This is a genomic window from Streptomyces sp. NPDC019531, from assembly GCF_044903305.1.
Taxonomy (GTDB): domain Bacteria; phylum Actinomycetota; class Actinomycetes; order Streptomycetales; family Streptomycetaceae; genus Streptomyces.
Genome location: NZ_JBJDQL010000015.1, coordinates 130,614 through 149,629 on the forward strand (window position 1 = coordinate 130,614; position 19,016 = coordinate 149,629).

18 protein-coding genes are annotated in these 19,016 nt (G+C 70.4%); 10 read left to right on the top strand and 8 right to left on the bottom strand.

Annotated features, from left to right (window positions below):
- Position 1: 1 nt before the first annotated feature.
- Both ACI2L1_RS19850 and ACI2L1_RS19855 read right to left on the bottom strand, forming a co-directional pair.
- Positions 2 to 202 carry a DUF1918 domain-containing protein gene (locus ACI2L1_RS19850; RefSeq protein ID WP_404740631.1) on the bottom strand — a complete coding sequence of 67 codons (201 nt, stop codon included), beginning with the start codon at positions 200 to 202 and terminating at the stop codon, positions 2 to 4.
- Between the two features lie 86 nt (positions 203 to 288).
- Positions 289 to 1,200 (bottom strand): DMT family transporter, encoded by a 912-nt coding sequence (locus tag ACI2L1_RS19855; protein WP_404740632.1) that lies wholly within the window; start codon positions 1,198 to 1,200, stop codon positions 289 to 291.
- Here ACI2L1_RS19855 and ACI2L1_RS19860 point away from each other — a divergent pair.
- The 3 genes from ACI2L1_RS19860 to ACI2L1_RS19870 all read left to right on the top strand — a co-directional run bounded on the left by ACI2L1_RS19860 (position 1,199) and on the right by ACI2L1_RS19870 (position 4,142).
- Positions 1,199 to 2,632 carry a PLP-dependent aminotransferase family protein gene (locus ACI2L1_RS19860; RefSeq protein WP_404740633.1) on the top strand — a complete coding sequence of 478 codons (1,434 nt, stop codon included), beginning with the start codon at positions 1,199 to 1,201 and terminating at the stop codon, positions 2,630 to 2,632. The genes ACI2L1_RS19855 and ACI2L1_RS19860 overlap by 2 nt on opposite strands.
- Before the next feature lie 402 nt (positions 2,633 to 3,034).
- Positions 3,035 to 3,475 carry a GNAT family N-acetyltransferase gene (locus ACI2L1_RS19865; protein ID WP_404740634.1) on the top strand — a complete coding sequence of 147 codons (441 nt, stop codon included), beginning with the start codon at positions 3,035 to 3,037 and terminating at the stop codon, positions 3,473 to 3,475.
- Between the two features lie 73 nt (positions 3,476 to 3,548).
- Complete coding sequence (locus ACI2L1_RS19870) at positions 3,549 to 4,142, top strand: histidine phosphatase family protein (protein ID WP_404740635.1); 594 nt, start codon at positions 3,549 to 3,551, stop codon at positions 4,140 to 4,142.
- Here the strand turns inward: ACI2L1_RS19870 and ACI2L1_RS19875 are convergent.
- The gene (locus ACI2L1_RS19875) at positions 4,124 to 4,588 is read right to left on the bottom strand and encodes a DUF6314 family protein (RefSeq protein WP_404740636.1); all 465 of its coding nucleotides are present in this window, start codon (positions 4,586 to 4,588) and stop codon (positions 4,124 to 4,126) included. The genes ACI2L1_RS19870 and ACI2L1_RS19875 overlap by 19 nt on opposite strands.
- A 161-nt stretch (positions 4,589 to 4,749) precedes the next feature.
- Between ACI2L1_RS19875 and ACI2L1_RS19880 the strand changes: the two genes are divergently transcribed.
- Entirely contained in the window at positions 4,750 to 7,227 is a 2,478-nt protein-coding gene (locus tag ACI2L1_RS19880) for an alpha-L-arabinofuranosidase C-terminal domain-containing protein (protein WP_404740637.1), read from the top strand.
- A gap of 4 nt (positions 7,228 to 7,231) precedes the next feature.
- Here ACI2L1_RS19880 and ACI2L1_RS19885 read toward each other — a convergent pair whose 3' ends face one another.
- Positions 7,232 to 7,654: a carboxymuconolactone decarboxylase family protein gene (locus ACI2L1_RS19885; RefSeq protein ID WP_404740638.1), complete on the bottom strand. Its 423-nt coding sequence runs from the start codon at positions 7,652 to 7,654 to the stop codon at positions 7,232 to 7,234.
- Positions 7,655 to 7,885: 231 nt separating this feature from the next.
- Between ACI2L1_RS19885 and ACI2L1_RS19890 the strand changes: the two genes are divergently transcribed.
- The 6 genes from ACI2L1_RS19890 (at position 7,886) to ACI2L1_RS19915 (ending at position 15,409) form a co-directional block, all read left to right on the top strand.
- The gene (locus ACI2L1_RS19890; protein ID WP_404740639.1) at positions 7,886 to 10,507 is read left to right on the top strand and encodes a YfhO family protein; all 2,622 of its coding nucleotides are present in this window, start codon (positions 7,886 to 7,888) and stop codon (positions 10,505 to 10,507) included.
- A gap of 65 nt (positions 10,508 to 10,572) precedes the next feature.
- Positions 10,573 to 11,601, top strand: a complete 1,029-nt coding sequence (argC, locus tag ACI2L1_RS19895; RefSeq protein WP_404740640.1) for an N-acetyl-gamma-glutamyl-phosphate reductase — start codon at positions 10,573 to 10,575, stop codon at positions 11,599 to 11,601.
- Positions 11,598 to 12,749 (top strand): bifunctional glutamate N-acetyltransferase/amino-acid acetyltransferase ArgJ, encoded by a 1,152-nt coding sequence (argJ, locus tag ACI2L1_RS19900; RefSeq protein WP_404740641.1) that lies wholly within the window; start codon positions 11,598 to 11,600, stop codon positions 12,747 to 12,749. Before argC ends, argJ begins: the two co-directional genes overlap by 4 nt.
- Positions 12,746 to 13,645, top strand: a complete 900-nt coding sequence (gene argB, locus ACI2L1_RS19905; RefSeq protein ID WP_404740642.1) for an acetylglutamate kinase — start codon at positions 12,746 to 12,748, stop codon at positions 13,643 to 13,645. Before argJ ends, argB begins: the two co-directional genes overlap by 4 nt.
- Positions 13,645 to 14,841 (top strand): acetylornithine transaminase, encoded by a 1,197-nt coding sequence (locus ACI2L1_RS19910; RefSeq protein ID WP_404740643.1) that lies wholly within the window; start codon positions 13,645 to 13,647, stop codon positions 14,839 to 14,841. The genes argB and ACI2L1_RS19910 overlap by 1 nt, the downstream gene beginning before the upstream one ends.
- A 22-nt stretch (positions 14,842 to 14,863) precedes the next feature.
- Positions 14,864 to 15,409, top strand: coding sequence for an arginine repressor (locus ACI2L1_RS19915; RefSeq protein WP_404740644.1), 546 nt, complete (start codon positions 14,864 to 14,866; stop codon positions 15,407 to 15,409).
- A gap of 70 nt (positions 15,410 to 15,479) precedes the next feature.
- Here the strand turns inward: ACI2L1_RS19915 and ACI2L1_RS19920 are convergent, their stop codons facing one another.
- The 4 genes from ACI2L1_RS19920 to ACI2L1_RS19935 all read right to left on the bottom strand — a co-directional run bounded on the left by ACI2L1_RS19920 (position 15,480) and on the right by ACI2L1_RS19935 (position 19,010).
- Positions 15,480 to 16,217: an FAD:protein FMN transferase gene (locus tag ACI2L1_RS19920; RefSeq protein WP_404740645.1), complete on the bottom strand. Its 738-nt coding sequence runs from the start codon at positions 16,215 to 16,217 to the stop codon at positions 15,480 to 15,482.
- 55 nt (positions 16,218 to 16,272) lie between these two features.
- Positions 16,273 to 17,061, bottom strand: coding sequence for an FMN-binding protein (locus ACI2L1_RS19925; RefSeq protein WP_404740646.1), 789 nt, complete (start codon positions 17,059 to 17,061; stop codon positions 16,273 to 16,275).
- Between the two features lie 29 nt (positions 17,062 to 17,090).
- Positions 17,091 to 18,473 carry a ferric reductase-like transmembrane domain-containing protein gene (locus ACI2L1_RS19930; protein ID WP_404740647.1) on the bottom strand — a complete coding sequence of 461 codons (1,383 nt, stop codon included), beginning with the start codon at positions 18,471 to 18,473 and terminating at the stop codon, positions 17,091 to 17,093.
- A gap of 78 nt (positions 18,474 to 18,551) precedes the next feature.
- The gene (locus ACI2L1_RS19935; RefSeq protein WP_404740648.1) at positions 18,552 to 19,010 is read right to left on the bottom strand and encodes an FMN-binding protein; all 459 of its coding nucleotides are present in this window, start codon (positions 19,008 to 19,010) and stop codon (positions 18,552 to 18,554) included.
- Positions 19,011 to 19,016: the final 6 nt, after the last annotated feature.

The following is a 19,016-nucleotide window of genomic DNA, read 5'->3' on the forward strand; positions in this document are numbered from 1 at the left end:
GTCACCGCCCGGTCTGCTGGAACCGGTGCCGGATCTCGGTGTCGGGGCCGGGTGAGCACACGCCCTCGTGCCCGTCCTCGAAGCGGACGCGGTACGGGGGGTTGCCCTCCTGACCCATCACTTCGACGATCTCGCCGATCTTGTCCTGCTGTCCGACCACCCTGCCGTGCTGGACAAGCTGGTCGCCCACGGTTGCACGCATCTGTAGGGCCTCCTTGTGCGGGAGCAGCGGTCCGTGGCCCCGATTTTACGGCGCGAGGGCCCGGTTGGAACCGGCGCGCGCGCCGCTCAGCCCCGCGACCGCTGGGTGACCGCGATGCACACCAGCACGGCCGCGGCCGTCAGCGGGGCGGCCACCGTCAGGTGCTCGCCCAGGAGCAGCACCGACCACACCAGTGTGAGCAGGGGCTGGGCAAGCTGCAACTGGCTGGCCTTGGGGATCCCGATCGCGGCCATGCCCCGGTACCAGACGACCAGGCCGAGGAACTGCGAGCCCGCCGCCACCCACAGCAGTCCGGCCACGCTGTGTGCGGTGAGGTGCACGGGCTCGTACGACAGCGCGAGCGCCGCGGCGGGCACGCTGAACGGCAGGCACAGCACCAGCGCCCAGGCGATGACCTGCCAGCCGGGCATGACGCGGGCCAGCCGGCCGCCCTCCGTGTAACCGGCCGCGCACACCAGCAGAGCGGCGAAGAGATACAGGTCGGCCGTGGTGAGGGCGCCACCGCTCTGCTGCACGGTGAAGGCCACCACCGCGGCCGCGCCCGCGAGAGCCGCCGTCCAGAAGGTGCGCGAGGGGCGGGTGCCGACGCGCAGGGCGGACAGCAGCGCGGTCGTCAGGGGGAGCAGACCGACCACGACGGCGGCGTGCGCGGTGGTCGACGTCCGCAGGGCGAGCGTGGTCAGCAGCGGGAAGCCGACGACGACCCCGGCGGCGACTACCACGAGCCCCGGCCGGTCGCGGCGGCTCGGCATCGGGACGCGCAGAGCCAGCAGACAGCCGCCCGCGATCAGTGCCGCGAGGGCACTCCGGACGGCGACGAGCGACCAGGGCCCGAAGCCCTCCAGGCCCCATGCCGTCGCGGGAAAGGTGAGGGAGAAGGCGGCGACGCCGAGGGCGGCCTGGAGGGTGCCGAAGGACTTGGCAGGGGTGATGACCGCTATCCGGGTCGGCGCAGTAGCGCTACTCTCTACTTTCATGCAAGAGCGTAGCAGTGTCGGTGAACTGGCAGAACATCTCAGGCGTGAGCTCGACCGCTACTCTTCGGGTGGAAAGCTTCCGTCGAGTCGTGCCCTGGTCGAGCGATTCCGGGTCAGCCCGGTGACCGTCTCCCGTGCCCTCGCCCAGCTCGCCGCCGAGGGGCTGGTGGTCACCCGGCCCGGCGCGGGCGCTTTCCGCGCGCCGCCACGTGTCGCCGTCGCTCCGACCGGGGACACCTCCTGGCAGGAGGTCGCGCTGAGCGCGGACGGCGCCGCCGACCTCGTACCGCGCTCGGTGGACGCGTCCGGCGTCCTGGTCTCGCTGGCCGCCCCGCCGCCGGGCGTGATCGAGTTCAACGGCGGCTATCTGCACCCCTCACTGCAACCGGAGCGCGCGATGTCCGCGGCCCTGGCCCGCGCGGGCCGCCGCCCCGGTGCCTGGGGCCGGCCGCCCACGGAGGGCCTGCCGGAACTGCGCGAGTGGTTCGCGCGGAACATCGGCGGCGCCGTCACGGCTGCGGGGGTGCTGATCACGGCGGGCGGCCAGTCGGCGCTCACCACGGCGCTGCGCGCGCTGGCCCCGCCCGGTGCCCCCGTGCTCGTCGAATCACCGACGTACCCGGGCATGCTGGCCATCGCCCGCTCGGCGGGCCTCAGGCCGGTCCCCGTCCCGGTGGACCCGGCCGGCGTCAGGCCGGACCTGCTCGCCGACGCGTTCCGGGCGACCGGCGCCCGGGTGTTCGTCTGCCAGCCGCTGTTCCAGAACCCGACCGGCGCGGTGCTGGCCCCGGAGCGCCGGGCCGAGGTGCTGCGGATCGCCCGGGAGGCCGGCGCGTTCGTGGTCGAGGACGATTTCGTACGACGGCTCGTGCACGAGGACTCCGGCCCGCTGCCGCGTCCGCTGGCAGCCGACGACCCCGACGGAGTCGTCGTCCATGTCAGCTCGCTGACCAAGGCGACCTCGCCCAGCTTCCGGGTGAGCGCACTCGCCGCGCACGGCCCGGTACTGGAACGTCTGCGCGCGATCCATATCGTCGACACCTTCTTCGTCCCCCGCCCCCTCCAGGAGGCGGCCCTGGAACTGGTCGGCGCACCGGCCTGGCCCCGCCATCTGCGGTCGATCTCGGCGGAGTTGAAGGTCCGCCGCGACACCATGACGACGGCCCTGCGCCTCGACCTCCCCGAACTGGCCCTCCCGCACATCCCGTCGGGCGGCTACCACCTCTGGCTCCGCCTCCCCGACGGCACGGCGGAGACCCCCCTGACGGCGGCCGCCCTCCGCGCGGGCGTCGCGATCACCCCCGGCCGCCCGTACTTCAGCGCGGAACCCCCGGGCGGGCACCTGCGGTTGAGCTTCGCGGCGGTGGCGGGGCCGCAGGAGATCCGGGACGGCGTACGGCGACTGCGTGCGGCTTGTGAGGAGGTTCTCTAGACGGGGGGTGCGATGTCGGCTGTGGGCCGGTGGGGGTTGGTCGCGCAGTTCCCCGCGCCCCTGGGGCGTGTGTCGGAAGTCCCTTCGTCCGCCCGAAGGGCGGGCTCTGCGGCGTCTGGTGCGTGCTCTCGGCGTGCGGGGTGGAAGTCCTCGTACTGGACGTACTTGGGCTTTCACCCCGTGCGGCGAGTGGGGGTGCCCCCTCTGGGGGAGCGTGCCAGGCGTCGCGGGGCAGAAGGGACTTCCGACACACGCCCTAGGTGGGTACGGCTGGGCGTGCCTTGACTGCACCCACTCAGGGGCGCGACCAGCCACGACGCACCCGCACCCGGCACTGACACCGCCATCCGCCCCGGGGAAAACCGCTCGACGCCGGTGGCCGTGGGCTGGGAATCTCCCGTCATGACCGACACCCCGCCCCTCGCCGAGGGCTACGAGATCTCCACCGACCCGGATCGCGTCGACGCCGAGCGTGTGCATCGGTGGCTGTCCACCGACGCCTACTGGGCGGTCGGGCGTTCCCGGGAGAAGCAGGACCGGGCGATCGCCGGATCGATCAACTTCGGTGTGTACGAGGCGGTTTCGGGAGACCAGGTGGCCTATGCCCGAGTGATCACCGACTTGGCGAGCTTCGCCTGGCTGTGTGATGTGTACGTGGACCCGTCCGTGCGGGGCAAGGGGATCGGCACCGCGTTGGTCGGGGCCGTACGCGAGCACCTGCGGCCCTACGACCTCAAGCGCATCCTGCTCGCCACTCACGACGCCCACGGGGTCTACGAGAAGCTCGGGTTCGCGCCCCTGGCCAAGCCGGACCAGTGGATGGCGCTCCTCTTCGGTCAGTGAGCCCGCACCCACCCTGGATAACTCCCCGGTAACGCCTCTTGACCTGCGCACTTTCGCGGCTCACGATCGCCGCATGCAACTTCGGGTCACGTTCGTCGCCGCCGCGCGCAGCTCCTCGCTGCTCGCCGAGCGCTTCGAGGACGACCGTCCGCTCGACCAGGCCGGGTGGGACGAGGTGCTGGGCGTGGCACGCGACCTGCTGCCGCTCGCCGCGGCCGAGCTGCGCTACTGCTCGCCCACGCCCCGCAGCCGCGCCACCGGGGACGCCCTCGGCTACTCCCCGCTGATCCAACTCGCCCTGCGGGACTGCGACATGGGCCGCTGGCGCGGGCTGACCCTCGGCGAGGCGATGGCCCGCGAGCCGGATTTCGTGGACGCCTGGCTCGCCGATCCGCGGGCCACCCCGCACGGCGGTGAGTCGCTGCTCGACTTCATCACCCGCGTCGGCGACTGGCTCGACACCCGGCCCGTCGGCGACAGCGGCCGTATCGTCGCCGTGGCCGAACCCGCCGTGATCCGCGCGGCCCTGGTGTATGCGCTCAAGGCGCCGCCGTCGAGCTACTGGAACATCGACGTACGGCCCCTGTCGACGGCCACCGTCACCGGCCGTGCCGGCCGCTGGAGCCTCCGCTTCGAGGGCGCTCCCGCTCAGCCGACGAGGGTCTGACCGGCACTCTCGCGCCAGTAGTCGGTCGTCAGGACGAGGTCCTTCGCCGGACCGCCGACCTGCCATACCGTGCGCCAGTGATCCGCGTCCAGGGCGGTGAACTCGCCGTGGTAGAGGTCCGACGCGCAGGGATGGTCGGCGACGTGGTGTCCGGACGTCAGGTCCAGGTCGTGGAAGGGGCGGCCGTCGGAGAAGCGGACGTCCGCCGTGCCCGGTGTCCCGCCCGGCAGGAAGCGCAGGGTCCGTTCGGCGGGGCGCGGGACACCCTGCCACATGAAGGTGCCCGACTCCTCGGACAGCAGCCCGCCGCTCTCCAGTTGGCCGAAAGTGGTGGTGCCGGAGAACTCCCCTTCCTCCCCGCTCTTCAGATCCCGCACGGTTCGCTCGGTCCGCCAGCTTCCGGCCAGATACGTCAGTACATCCGGTACTGGCCAGAACCCGCCCATCCGTCCCTCACTTCCGACACTTTCGGTACCGCGCGACCCGTTGACGCTCCGGAATCCACCTCCTTATCTTGCCGTTCGAAGTGCTGATCAGGGTCCGATATTTCGAACCCCTGGAGCCTCGCTTCAGCAAAACCCCACTTCGACAGAGCCGCGGAGTACTCATGTCACGCACCCGCTGGAGACTCGGTCTCAGCGCCACCGCCCTGCTGGTGGCGGCCGGAACGACTCTTGCCCCCGCCCATGCCGAGGACGTCACCGACTACGCGATCACCGTCGACCCGTCCGCCCAGGGCGCGAAGATCGACAAGACGATGTACGGCGTCTTCTTCGAGGACATCAACCGGGCCGCCGACGGCGGTCTGTACGCCGAGCTCGTGCAGAACCGGTCCTTCGAGTACTCCACGGCCGACAACGCCTCGTACACCCCGCTGACCTCGTGGACGGTCGACGGTACGGGCCAGGTGGTGAACGACGACGGGCGGCTCAACGAGCGCAACCGCAGCTACCTTGCCCTCGGCGCCGGTTCGTCCGTCACGAACGCCGGATACAACACCGGGATCCATGTCGACGAGGGCAAGAAGTACGACTTCTCGGTGTGGGCCCGCGCGGACGCCGGTACGGCCCTCACGATCTCCCTCCAGGACGCCGACGGCACGCTCGCCACCGCCCGCGAGGTGGCCGTGACCAAGAGCGGCTGGACCCAGTACAAGGCCGGCTTCACCGCCACCCGCACCAGCAGCGACGGCCGCCTCACCGTGGCCTCCTCCGCCGCGGCCGCCCTCGACATGGTGTCCCTCTTCCCGCGCGACACCTACCGCGGTGAGTCCAACGGCCTGCGCAAGGACCTCGCCGAGAAGATCGCCGCCCTGCACCCGGGCTTCGTGCGCTTCCCCGGCGGCTGCCTCGTCAACACCAACTCGATGGAGGACTACAGCGCGGCCTCCGACTGGCAGCGCAAGCGGTCGTACCAGTGGAAGGACACCATCGGCCCGGTCGAGCAGCGCGCTACCAACGCCAACGCCTGGGGCTACAACCAGAGTTACGGCCTCGGCTACTACGAGTACTTCCGCCTCTCCGAGGACATCGGCGCCATGCCGCTGCCCGTCGTCCCCGCTCTGGTGACCGGCTGCGGCCAGAACAAGGCCGTCACCGACGAGGCGCTGCTCAAGCGGCACATCCAGGACACCCTCGACCTCATCGAGTTCGCCAACGGTCCGGCGACCTCGACCTGGGGCAAGAAGCGCGCGCAGATGGGCCACCCGAAGCCGTTCCACCTCACCCACATCGAGGTCGGCAACGAGGAGAACCTGCCGAACGAGTTCTTCGCCCGGTTCAAGGAGTTCCGGGCCGCCATCCAGGCGAAGTACCCGGGCGTCCAGGTGATCTCCAACTCCGGCCCGGACGACTCCGGTACGACCTTCGACACGGCCTGGCAGCTCAACAAGGACGCCAAGGTCGACATGGTCGACGAGCACTACTACAACAGCCCGCAGTGGTTCCTGCAGAACAACGACCGCTACGACTCCTACGACAGGAACGGTCCGAAGGTCTTCCTCGGCGAGTACGCCTCCGGCGGCAACACCTTCAAGAACGGTCTCTCCGAGGCCGCGTACATGACCGGTCTGGAGCGCAACGCCGACGTCGTCAAACTCGCCTCCTACGCCCCGCTGTTCGCCAACGAGGACTACGTCCAGTGGCGCCCGGACCTGATCTGGTTCAACAACCACGCCTCCTGGAACTCCGCCAACTACGAGGTCCAGAAGCTGTTCATGAACAACGTCGGCGACCGGGTGGTGCCTTCGACGGCCACCGGGACCCCGTCACTGAGCGCCCCGATCACCGGCGCCGTCGGCCTGTCGACCTGGGCGACGACGGCGGCGTACGACGATGTGCGGGTCACCGACGCCGACGGGAACGCGCTGCTCACCGACGACTTCAGCGGTGACGCCTCGCAGTGGACCCACACCGGCGGCGGCAGCTGGAGCCTCCAGGACGGGCAGTACGTGCAGACGGACGTGGCCGCCGAGAACACCATGGTCTCGGCCGGCGACCCGAGCTGGCACGACTACGACCTGCGGGTGAAGGCCACCAAGAAGTCCGGCAAGGAGGGCTTCCTGGTCGCCTTCGGCGTCAAGGACACCGGCAACTACTACTGGTGGAACATCGGCGGCTGGAACAACACCCAGTCCGCCGTCGAACAGGCCGTGGAGGGCGGCAAGTCGACGCTGATCTCCAAGGCCGGGTCGGTGGAGACCGGTCGTACCTACGACGTCGACGTCAAGGTGCGCGGTCGCCAGGTGACCCTCTACCTCGACGGCCAGGAGTGGGGCAGCTTCACCGACGACAAGCCGGCCGAGCCGTTCCGTCAGGTCGTCACCAAGGACAAGAAGACCGGTGACCTGATCGTCAAGGTCGTCAACGCACAGGACTCGGCGGCCCGTACGGCGATCGACCTGGGCGGCGCCAAGGTGGCGTCCAAGGCCCGGGTGACCACCCTGGCGGCCGACCCCGCTGCCGTGAACAGCGAGACCTCGACCGCGGTCGCCCCGGTGACATCCACCTTCGACGGCGTCGCCGGGAAGTTCTCGTACACCTTCCCGGCGAACTCGGTCACGTTCCTCAGGATCAGGCAGAGGTAGCCGTTCAGTCCGTCGTGGGCTGCTGTCCGACGGGCAGCAGCCCACGCTCGGCGAACACCTTCTTCGCCACGCCCATGGCGTTCAGGGCCCTGGGAAAGCCGCAGTAACCGGCCGACTGCAGCAGCGCCTCGGCGATCTGCTCGGGGGCCAGGCCCACGTTCAGGGCCGTGTGGACGTGCACCTCCAGCTGGGTCTCACAACCGCCGAGCGCGGTGAGCATGCCCAGGGTCACCAACTGCCGGTCGCGGGGCTCCAGTTGCGGCCGCGAGTAGATCTCGCCGAACCCCCAGGCGACAAGCTGATGACTCATCTCCGGGCTGACATCGGCGAGCGAGTCCACAACCCGCTGCCCGACCTCGGGATTCACGCTCCGCAACATCTCCAGCCCCCGTTCGAAACGCTCCTCGCGGGTGGTGCTCTCACTCATGTCGGCTCCTCCATCGTCGGCCGCGCTTGAGGTGGTCACCGTCCGAAGTATTCCTGAGTGGCCGGGAAGGGCCGCATCACGCTGGCCTGAGCTGCACTTTCCATTTGCTTCGGTGTGGTTCGGAATTCACTTCGCTGTCAACGCTGGGCGCACAACCAAGCGTATTCACCCTCCGTCTAAATCGGCGCAGCGACAACGCACGGGGGTGAACACCCCGGACGGGGGCTTGACGTGACAAGTGAACAGGGTGTGGGACTGACCATCCCGCCCCAACCGAAGACCGCGGACGACCTCATCGGGGTCCGGCCGCCCCTGCCTGTACCCGGCTCGCCGCCGGGGCCGGGCCAGGCCGCCCTGTTCGCGGCGGCGATCACCGTCGTCGTGCTCTGCGCGGCCGACGCCGTCGCCCGCAGCTACCCCTTCGGCCCGCGCACCCGGAACGTCAACGACCTGGGCAACCAGTACGTCCCGTTCCACGCCCACCTGTGGGACCTGCTGCACGGGCGGGGCACCGGCGGACTCCTCGTCAACTGGCAGTCGGGGTACGGCACCAGCTTCCTGCCCGACCTCGGCACCTATCTCACCAGCCCGTTCGCCCTGCTCGTGGCGGTGTTCCCGAGGGATGAGATCGATCTCGCGGTGTATGTGATCACCGTGCTGAAGATCGCCTGCGCCGGCGCCGCCATGGCCTGGCTGCTGCTGAGGCTGCGTCCCGGGCTCTGGTGGGCGGCAGGGCTGCTGGGCGCGTCCTACGCCCTGTGCGGATGGACCGTGGCGACCGCCTCGTACAACCTCATGTGGCTCGACGGGCTGATCGCCCTGCCGCTGCTCTGTCTGGTCGGCGACTGGATCCTGAGCGGCCGACGCCCGCTGCTCGGGGTGCTGGTCGTGACGGCCGCCTGGGTCGCCAACTTCTACACGGCGTACATGGCCACCCTCGCCGCAGCTCTCGTCTTCCTGCTGAGGCTGTGGCTCGCCGGCGTCCCGCGCCGCCGCGCGCTCGCCGCGGTGGGCCGGGCCGTCCTGACCTTCGCGCTCGGCATGGGCCTGGCCGCACCCGTGGTGACGGTCGTGTACTTCGGCAGCGCGCACGCATCCGAGGGCAGATTCACCCGGTTCGCGCCGGTGGGCACGGAGGAGCTGCTGGCCCGGCTGCTGCCGACGACGTACAGCTTCGGCTCCCCGGCGCTCTTCGTCGGCACCACGGCCCTGCTGCTCGCCCTCGCCCTGCCCTTCCACCGGGCGGCGCCCCGCCGGGTGCGCGCCGGGTGGCCTCTGCTGGTCGCCGTCGTGACCCTGTCCATGCAGTGGGGCCCGACCCATCTGCTCTGGCACGCCTTCGCCGCCCCGCAGGGCAGCTCATACCGGCAGACCTTCGTCGTGTGCGCACTGCTGGTCATCGCGGCATGGCACACGCTGTCGTACGGCCCCCTCGACCGGCGTGCCCTGGGCGCGGCCGTCGGACTCCTCGCCCTGATCGCCGTCGTCGCGAGCGGCAGCCCGCTGGTCCGTCTCTTCGCCTGGCCGGTGTTCCTGACGGCGGCCGTGAGCGCACTGCTCGGGCTGATCCTGCTCGGCCGGCAACGCCCCGTGCTGCGCATGGCCCCGGCCGCACTCGCCGCCGTACTGCTCGTCGGAGCACAGCTCGGCGAGGCCACCGCCACCTCCGCCGTGGCCACCCGGATGCGGCTCGGACACATGGACGACTACGCCCCCTGGGGCGAGCGGCAGCAGGAACAGGCGGACGCGATCGCACAGGCCGACGGCTGGCCCCGCCACCGCACCGACCCGGGCCGCGAACAGACCGTCGGCAACGACCCGCTGGAGGTCGGCGGACAGGGCGCCCAGTACTACAGCAGCCATACCTCCGCCGTGCTCAGCGGTACGCTCACCGCCCTCGGGTACGGCTGGACCTCGGGCGGCCGCAGCCTCCAGAGCCTGGACAACGCGGTCACGGACGCCCTCTTCTCCGTCGGCGCCCGGGTGCACTCCCCGCCGGACCCGCACCAGAACTGGTTCCCGCAGGACGGCAGCGGGGTGACCGTGACGAGGGAGGCCGTACCGCCCCTGGTGACGGTACGGCCGTCCGCCGCGACCGGCGCCTTCGGACCGTCGCCGTACCGCAACCAGGAGCTCCTGCTGGGCGCCCGCGTCTACACCCTGCCCCGCGCCACGGTCCTCAACAGCGCGGGGAAGCGGCCTGACCGCAGTACCGACCAGAGGCAGGGCGTGCGCATCGGCGGAAAGGCGACGATCACCGCCCAGTGCAGGGCGGGCAGCGAGGTCTACCTCTGGGCACCGCACTTCGCGGGTACCGCACGGCTCACCGGGCCCTCCGCCCACGGCCTGACGGGACGTTTCAGGGCCGACTTCCGCCCCCTCACCAAGATCGCCGCCATGCAGCGGCTCGGCACGGTCCCGGACTCCGGGCGCCTCACGATCGAGCTGTCCGCGCACCGGATGGGTGTCGTGCCGGACCAGGCGGTCGGCTGCCTGGACACCGGGCGACTGCACGCCGTCGTACGACACCTCAAGGCCACCGGCGCCACCCAGGTGACCGTCTCCGGCTCCGGCGGCACGATCCGGGCCGAACTCCCGGCGGGCAGCAAGGGCATCGCGGTCGTCGCGGCGCCCCGGATCGCCGGCTGGCGCTGCGCCGCCGGTGACGCCGAGACCGTCCCCGCGAGGGAGTACCACGGCCTGATCGCCGTGCCCCTCGACGGCACCTCGACCAGTGTCACCTGCGACTTCCACCCGCCCGGTCTGCGACTGGGCACGGCGGTCGGGGGCGGCGCGCTCCTCGCTCTCGCCGGGCTCGCGACTTTCGGGGCCGTGCGTCGACGAAGGGCGTGAGTATGCATGTGGTTGCATAAACGTGCAGCGAAACGTATAGTCATGCCATCCAGGAGGAGGATGACATGGCGGTACGTGCGGCGGTGGCCGGAGCGAGCGGATACGCGGGCGGTGAGGTCCTGCGGCTGCTCCTGGCGCACCCCGAGGTCGAGATCGGCGCCCTGACCGGCAACTCCAACGCCGGACAGAAGCTCGGCGCGCTGCAGCCGCACCTGCTGCCGCTCGCCGACCGGGTACTCCAGGAGACCACGGCCGACGTCCTCGCCGGACACGACGTCGTCTTCCTCGCGCTGCCCCATGGCCAGTCCGCCGCCGTCGCCGAGCAGCTCGGCCCGGACGTCCTCGTCGTCGACATGGGCGCCGACTTCCGGCTCAAGGACGCGGCCGACTGGGAGAGGTTCTACGGCTCCGCGCACGCCGGCACCTGGCCCTACGGCCTTCCCGAACTGCCGGGTGCCCGCACCGCCCTGGAAGGGTCCAAGCGCATCGCGGTGCCCGGTTGCTACCCGACCGCCGTCACCCTCGCCCTCTTCCCCGCCTACGCCGCCGGACTCGCCGAGCACGAGGCCGTGATCGTCGCCGCCTCCGGCACCTCCGGCGCGGGCAAGGCGCCCAAGCCCAACCTGCTGGGCAGCGAAGTCATGGGGTCCATGTCGCCGTACGGCGTCGGCGGCGGCCACCGGCACACGCCCGAGATGATCCAGAACCTCAGCGGGGTGGCGGGGGAACACATCTCCGTCTCCTTCACGCCGACCCTCGCGCCGATGCCCCGCGGCATCCTCGCCACGTGCAGCGCGAAGGCCGTCGGGGGAGTGACGGGGGAGTCCGTCCGCGCCGCCTACGAGAAGGCCCTCGCCGACGAGCCCTTCGTCCATCTGCTGCCCGAGGGCCAGTGGCCCGCCACGGCGTCCGTCTACGGTTCGAACGGCGTTCAGGTGCAGGTCGCCCTCGACGAGGCCGCGGGCCGCATCATCGCGATCAGCGCCATCGACAACCTGACCAAGGGCACCGCGGGTGGTGCCGTCCAGAGCATGAACATCGCCCTCGGCCTGCCCGAGGAGCTCGGTCTTTCCACGATCGGAGTCGCACCGTGAGCGTCACGGCAGCCAAGGGATTCCAGGCGGCGGGCATCGCCGCCGGAATCAAGGAGAACGGCAACCCGGACCTGGCCCTCGTGGTCAACACCGGGCCCCGCCGCGCCGCCGCCGGCGTCTTCACCTCCAACCGTGTGAAGGCCGCGCCGGTGGTGTGGTCGGAACAGGTCCTCAAGGACGGCCGGTTGACGGCCGTCGTCCTCAACTCCGGTGGCGCCAACGCCTGTACGGGACCGAAGGGCTTCCAGGACACGCACTCCACCGCCGAGAAGGTCGCCGAGGTCCTCGGCATCGGCGCCATCGAGGTCGCCGTCGCCTCCACCGGCCTCATCGGCATGCTCCTTCCGATGGACAAGGTGCTGCCGGGAGTCGAGACCGCCGCCGCCGAGCTGTCCGAACACGGCGGCGAGAAGGCCGCCATCGCCATCAAGACCACCGACACCGTCCACAAGACGTCCGTCGCGACGAAGGACGGCTGGACGGTCGGCGGCATGGCGAAGGGCGCGGGCATGCTCGCGCCGGGTCTGGCGACCATGCTGGTCGTCCTCACCACCGACGCCGATCTCGACAGCGAGACGCTGGACAAGGCCCTCAGGGACGCCACCCGGACCACCTTCGACCGCGTCGACTCCGACGGCTGCATGTCCACCAACGACACCGTGCTGCTGCTCGCCTCCGGCACCTCCGAAGTCACCCCGGAACACGAGGAGTTCGCCGAGGCCGTACGGCAGGTCTGCGACGACCTCGGCCAGCAGCTCATCAGGGACGCCGAGGGCGCCAGCAAGGACATCAAGGTCGAGGTGATCAACGCCGCGACCGAGGACGACGCCGTCGAGGTGGGCCGGTCCATCGCCCGCAACAACCTCCTCAAGTGCGCGATCCACGGCGAGGACCCCAACTGGGGCCGCGTGCTCTCCGCGATCGGCACGACGAAGGCCGCCTTCGAGCCGGACCAGCTCAACGTCGCCATCAACGGCGTCTGGGTCTGCAAGAACGGCGGCGTGGGCGAGGACCGCGACAAGGTCGACATGCGCTACCGCGAGGTGCACATCGTCGCCGACCTCGCGGCCGGCGCCGAGACCGCCACCATCTGGACCAACGATCTCACCGCCGACTACGTCCACGAGAACAGCGCGTACTCGTCATGAGCACTACTCGTAAGCACACCGCGCTCCCCAAGGCCCAGATCCTCATCGAGGCGCTGCCCTGGCTGGTCCGCCACAACGGCAAGACCGTCGTCATCAAGTTCGGCGGCAACGCCATGATCGACGAGGACCTGAAGGCCGCGTTCGCCCAGGACGTCGTCTTCCTGCACCACGCCGGTCTCAAGCCGGTCGTCGTGCACGGCGGCGGGCCGCAGATCAGCGCTGCCCTCGACAAGCACGGCATCGTCAGCGAGTTCAAGGCCGGCCTGCGCGTCACCACCGAGGACGCCATGGACGTCGTACGGATGGTGCTCGCCGGACAGGTCCAGCGCGAACTGGTCGGGCTGCTCAACCAACACGGGCCGCTCGCCGTCGGGTTGACCGGCGAGGACGCGCACACCATCACCGCCATCAAGCACCAGCCCGAGATCGACGGCGAGTTGGTCGACATCGGGCGGGTGGGCGAGATCACCGCGATCGACACGGGCGCGATCGAGGCACTCCTCGCCGACGGCCGTATCCCGGTCGTCTCGTCGATCGCCCGTAGCCAGGACGACGGACATGTCTACAACGTCAATGCTGATACGGCGGCTGCGGCACTCGCTGCTGCTCTTGGAGCGGAGACTCTCATGGTCCTCACGGACGTCGAGGGTCTCTATGAGGACTGGCCCAACAGCGACGAGGTGATCAGCCGTCTCACGGCTGCCCAACTGGAGAAGCTGCTGCCGGAGTTGAGCTCCGGCATGGTCCCGAAGATGGAGGGCTGTCTGCACGCCGTGCGCAACGGCGTGACCACGGCCAGGGTCATCGACGGGCGGGTCCAGCACTCGATCCTGCTGGAGATCTTCACCGACGAGGGGATCGGCACGATGGTCGTGCCGGACGGACAGGGGGCGTGATGAGCAACGAGGAACTGACCGAGCGGTGGCAGGGCTCGCTCATGAACAACTACGGCACCCCGCGGCTGCCCCTCGTCCGCGGTGAGGGCCTCAAGGTCTGGGACACCGAGGGCAAGCAGTACCTCGACTTCGTCGGCGGTATCGCCACCAACGCGCTCGGCCACGCCCACCCGGCGATCGTGGAGGCCGTCAGCAGGCAGATCGCGTCCCTCGGCCACATCTCCAACTTCTTCATGGCCGAGCCGACCGTCGCCCTCGCCGAACGGCTGCTCCAGCTCTTCGGCCGGGACGGCAAGGTCTTCTTCTGCAACTCCGGCGCTGAGTCGATCGAGGCGGCCTTCAAGATCGGCCGGCTGACCGGGCGCACCCACATGGTCGCCACCCAGGGCGGCTTCCACGGCCGGACCATGGGCGCCCTCGCGCTCACCGGCCAGCCCGCCAAGCAGACTCCCTTCCTGCCGCTGCCCGCCGAGGTCACGCATGTGCCGTACGGCGACGCGCAGGCGCTGGACGCCGCGGTCACCGAGGAGACCGCGCTGGTCGTCATCGAGCCGATCCAGGGCGAGAACGGGGTCGTGGTCCCGCCCGCCGGCTACCTCAAGGCGGCCCGGGCGATCACGGCGGCCAAGGGCGCGCTGCTGGTCCTCGACGAGGTGCAGACCGGCATCGGCCGTACCGGGCACTGGTTCGAGTACCAGGCCCACGAGGGCGTCCTGCCGGACGTGGTCACGCTCGCCAAGCAGCTCGGCGGCGGACTGCCGCTCGGCGCGACCGTCGCCTTCGGGCGGGCCGCGGAGCTGCTCCAGCCGGGGCAGCACGGGACGACCTTCGGCGGGAACCCGGTCGCCTGTGCCGCCGGTCTCGCCGTTCTCGACACCATCGCGAACGACGGGTTGCTGGAGAACGTCAAGCGGCAGAGCGAGAAGCTCCGGGACGGAATCGAGGGCGCCGACGGCAGTTCACGTCACCCCTTGATCTCCCATGTCCGGGGCGCGGGGCTGCTCCTGGGTATCGTGCTCACCGAGCCACTCGCGCCGAAGGTGCAGCAGGCGGCTCAGGACGCCGGTTTCCTGGTGAACGCGCCCGCCCCCGATGTCGTACGGCTGATGCCGCCGCTGAACCTCGGCGACGACGAAGTGGACGCGCTTCTTCAGGCGCTGCCCGGCATCCTGGACGGGGCCAACGGGGTCGGATGATCCGGAAAATGAGACGACGACGATGAGTCATGCGCAGGATCACGAGCAGAACGGGGCCGCAGGGCCCGCCGTGCCGCAGACGCGTACCGCGCGCCACCGCCGGATCGTGGACATCCTCAACCGGCAACCGGTGCGGTCGCAGAGCCAGTTGGCCAAGCTGCTGTCCGACGACGGGCTGAGCGTCACCCAGGCGACGCTCTCCCGGGACCTCGACGAGCTGAACGCGGTGAAGATCCGCAACACCGACGGCGACCTGATCTACGCGGTGCCGAGCGAGGGGGGTTTCCGGACCCCCCGGGCGCCGCTGGGGGAGTCGGCGAAGGAGGAGCGGATGCGGCGGCTGTCGCAGGAGCTGCTGATCTCCGCGGAGGCTTCGGCGAATCTCGTGGTGCTGCGGACTCCTCCGGGGGCTGCGCAGTTCTTGGCGTCGGCGATTGATCAGGCCGAGCTGCATGACATCTTGGGGACCATTGCCGGTGATGACACGTTGATGCTGATCAGCCGGAACCCCACGGGGGGACAGGCGCTGGCCGAGCATCTGTTGCGGTTGGCTCAGAACGGGCACTAGCGGTTGTCTGTTGGGTGCGGGTGCGTGGGGGCTGGTCGCGCAGTTCCCCGCGCCCCTAAAAGCAGAACACTCACCCGAGTCGAGCTGCGAGGCCCCCTGTACACCTGACCTCGTCGCCCGCTGTGATCAGTAGTGCCTCCACGTCCGGCAGGCTCTCCAGCCATGCCAGGCCCTCACGCGAGCCCATCGCGAAGGCTGCCGTCGCCCAGCAGTCCGCCCAGGTCAGGGTCGGGGCCACTACCGTCACCGCAACCAGATCCGTGACCGCTGAGCGGCCCGTTCTGGGGTCGACTATGTGGGCGCCCCGCTCGGCCGTGCCCGACGTGGCCACCGCCAGCTCCGCCGCGCCCGCCGCCGAGACCACCGCCGCCAGGCCGCCCGGGCGGAGAGGGTCCGATACCCCTACCCGCCACGGGCGTTCGGGGCCCGGTACGCCCAGCAGCTGTACGTCTCCGCCGCCGTTGACGCTGACGCCTGTCGCGCCCGACTCGGCGACCCGGCGGGCCGCGCGTTCCGTCGCCCAGCCCTTGACGATGCCCGTCGGGTCGAGGCGGCCCTCGTAGCGCGTGCTGAACCAACCGTCGCTCAACCGCTCGGCCTCGGCGCCGAGTTCGAGGATCTCGGCCACCTCGGGGTCGCAGTCGTCGATCGTCAGCTCACCGCGGGCCAGGCGGGAGACCTGGCTGTCGTCGCGGTAGGTGCTGAACACCTCGTTCACGCGGTGCAGTCCTGCCACCGCCTCCCGCAGTGCCGTCTGTACGGCAAGGGGTTCCCCGCCACGGACGTCGAAGGAGAAGACCGTCCCCATGACCTCCTCCGCGTGACGTACCGCGGCGGGAGCTTGTGCCGGCTCTGCCACCGTGTCAGCCACCGGCCTGGTCCAGCGCCGACTGGAGCGACTTCTTGTAGCCCTCGCTGGTGTAGGTGGCCCCGGAGACCGAGTCGATGTCCGCGCTGCCGGCCGCCACGGCCTCCTGGTTGAGCTTCGGGATGGACAGCGCCGTCTTCTGGTCGCTGGTCCCGCCCTTCGGCGCCTGCACCGCCTCGGCGTTGGTGACCTTGCCGCCGCTGACCGTGATACGGACCTGGACCGGGCCGTACTGGGTCTGGGAGACCGCGCCGGTGACCGTCTTGGCGGCCGCCTCGGCGCTGCCGCCCGCCGTCTGGGACGGCTGGGCCGACGGCTGCGCCTGGGAGGCGGCGTTCGCCTTGTCGATCGCCGACTGGAGCGACTTCTTGTAGCCCTCGCTGGTGTAGGTCGCCCCGGACACCGTGTCGATCTGCGGGCTCTGCTTGGTGACCACGGCCTGGTTGAGCTTCGGAACGGACAGGGCGGTCTTCGCGTCGCTCTCGCCGCCCTTGGGCGCCTGGACCGCCTCGGACTTGGTGATCTTGTTGCCGCTGACGGTGATCCGGACCTGGACCGGACCGTACTGGGTCTGGACCACGTCCCCGGTGACGGTGCCGCCGGCGGCCGCCCCGGCACCGCCCTGGGCCGACTCCTGGGCCGCCGCCGTCTGTTGTGGGAGCGTGCCGCCCGCCTGGGCGGACGCCGGGTCCGAGGATGGCTTCAGCGACAGCATCAGCACGACACCGGAGACGGTGGCGGCGGTCGCGAGCACGACTCGACGGACGGGGTGAGACTTCCTCATCGCTTCAACAGCTCCTGGATTCCCGTCGCTCACATCTCGAACGACTCGTGATGGATGCGGCGGGCGGGCACACCCGCGCCGCGCAGTGCTTCGAACACGGACTGCGCGAAGCCGTTCGGCCCGCACATGAACACGTCGTGCTTGTCGATGTCGGGGAGTTTGCGCTGCAGGGACTCCGCGGAGATGTCCGGGCGCTCCCCGTCCGGGCTGTTCACCGCGTACATCAGCCGGGCGCCGCGCTCCTCCGCGATGGCGGCGAGCTCGTCCCACAGGGCCAGATCCTGGGTGGTGTTGGCCCGGTACAGCAGGGTGATGTCACCGGCCGCGCCCGGCAGCGTCTCGAACAGGGCCCGCATCGGCGTGATACCGACACCGCCGGCCACCAGCAGCACCTTGCCGCGGCTGCGGCGCTGGGCGGTCATCGCGCCGTAGGGTCCTTCGGCCCACACCTTGGTACCGGGCACCAGCTCCCGCAGCCGCTCGCTGTGGTCGCCGATCGCCTTCACCGTGATCCGCAGCATGCCCGGCCGGGGCGCCGCCGACAGCGAGTACGGGTGCGAACTGAACCGCATCCCCGGCGCGAGGAACCGCCAGCGGAAGAACTGGCCCGCCTCCGCGCCCATCCGGTGCAGCTTGCGCCCGCCGATCAGCACCGACACCACGCCGGGGGTCTCCTCGACGACGGCCTCGACATACATGCGGTGACGCAGGTTGAGCCGGATCGGCGTGAGGATCCGGTACCAGACGACCAGCGCGGTGACCGTGCCGTACAGCCCGTACCAGACGGTCTTGGCGACCGGCTCGACCGCGAAGTCGTTGCCGGTGGTCAGCTGGTGCCAGAAGGTCAGAAAGACCGCCGCGTACGTCAGCAGGTGCACGTGGTACCAGGTGTCGTACGGAATCAGGCGGCGCACCCCGCCGATCGAGATCAGCCCGATCAAGAACAGCAGACCGGTGCCGATGGCCGCCTTGCCCATGTCCGGCAGCTGGTTGATGGAGTCCATCGTCTGCTGGACGATGTCGCCGAGGCCCTTGCCGGCCTGGAGGGCGTAGCCCCACATGATCAGGAAGACGTGGGCGACGACCAGACAGAGCGTGTAGCGGCCGCTCATCGCGTGCCAGCGGGCGACCCGGTCGGAGCCTACCCGGCGCTCCAGCGCGGGCACCCGGGCCATCTGCAGCACCACGAGCGCCATGAGATACCCGGCCAGCAGACCGGTGATGCGACCGGCGTTGAGGATCTTGCTGTTGTCGTCGGCCACGGACGGCGTGTTGTGCCACCACAGCCACAGCACACCAACTGCCCCCGCCCATACGGCGAGCAGCAGGACGGTCGCCGGGGAACGGCGCGGGCGGATGCGGCGCATCGTCTGGCGGCGGGCGGCGCGGCCGCCTGCGAGCGTGGTGGTCACGTTTCCTCCGGGGACGGGGGCAAGGGGGGTGGGCGTGGGTCCCTTGGTCCTCAGATACGTGCCGTGACGCCGGTGTGTTCAGCTGCCCGCGGAGTCCAGCGCTGACTGGAGTGACTGGCGGTAACCGTCGCTCGTGTAGGTGGCCCCCGAGACCGTGTCGATGTCCGCGCTCTGCGCTTCCAGGGCCTCGGTGCGCAGCCGGGGGATCGCATAGCTGTTGATCTCCTGATCCCGGGGGTTGTCCGTCGGGTAGGTGACCGCCGTGACCTCGGTGAGTCTGCTGTTCTTGATGGTGATGCGGACCTGGACCGGCCCCCAGCGGGTCTGGATCGTGTCGCCGGTGACGGTCTTCGTACCGGTGGTGGCAGACCCGGTGCCGCTCGACGCGCTCGCACCGCCGGAGGGCGCGGGCAGCGCCAGCGCGGCCGCCGGGGACGTGTGCGGCTTCAGCGACAGCAACAGCACCATCCCGGAGACGGTCGCGGCACTCGCCAGCACGATCCGGCGCAGCGGGCGGTTCTTCTTCAACGCGTGCACGTGTGA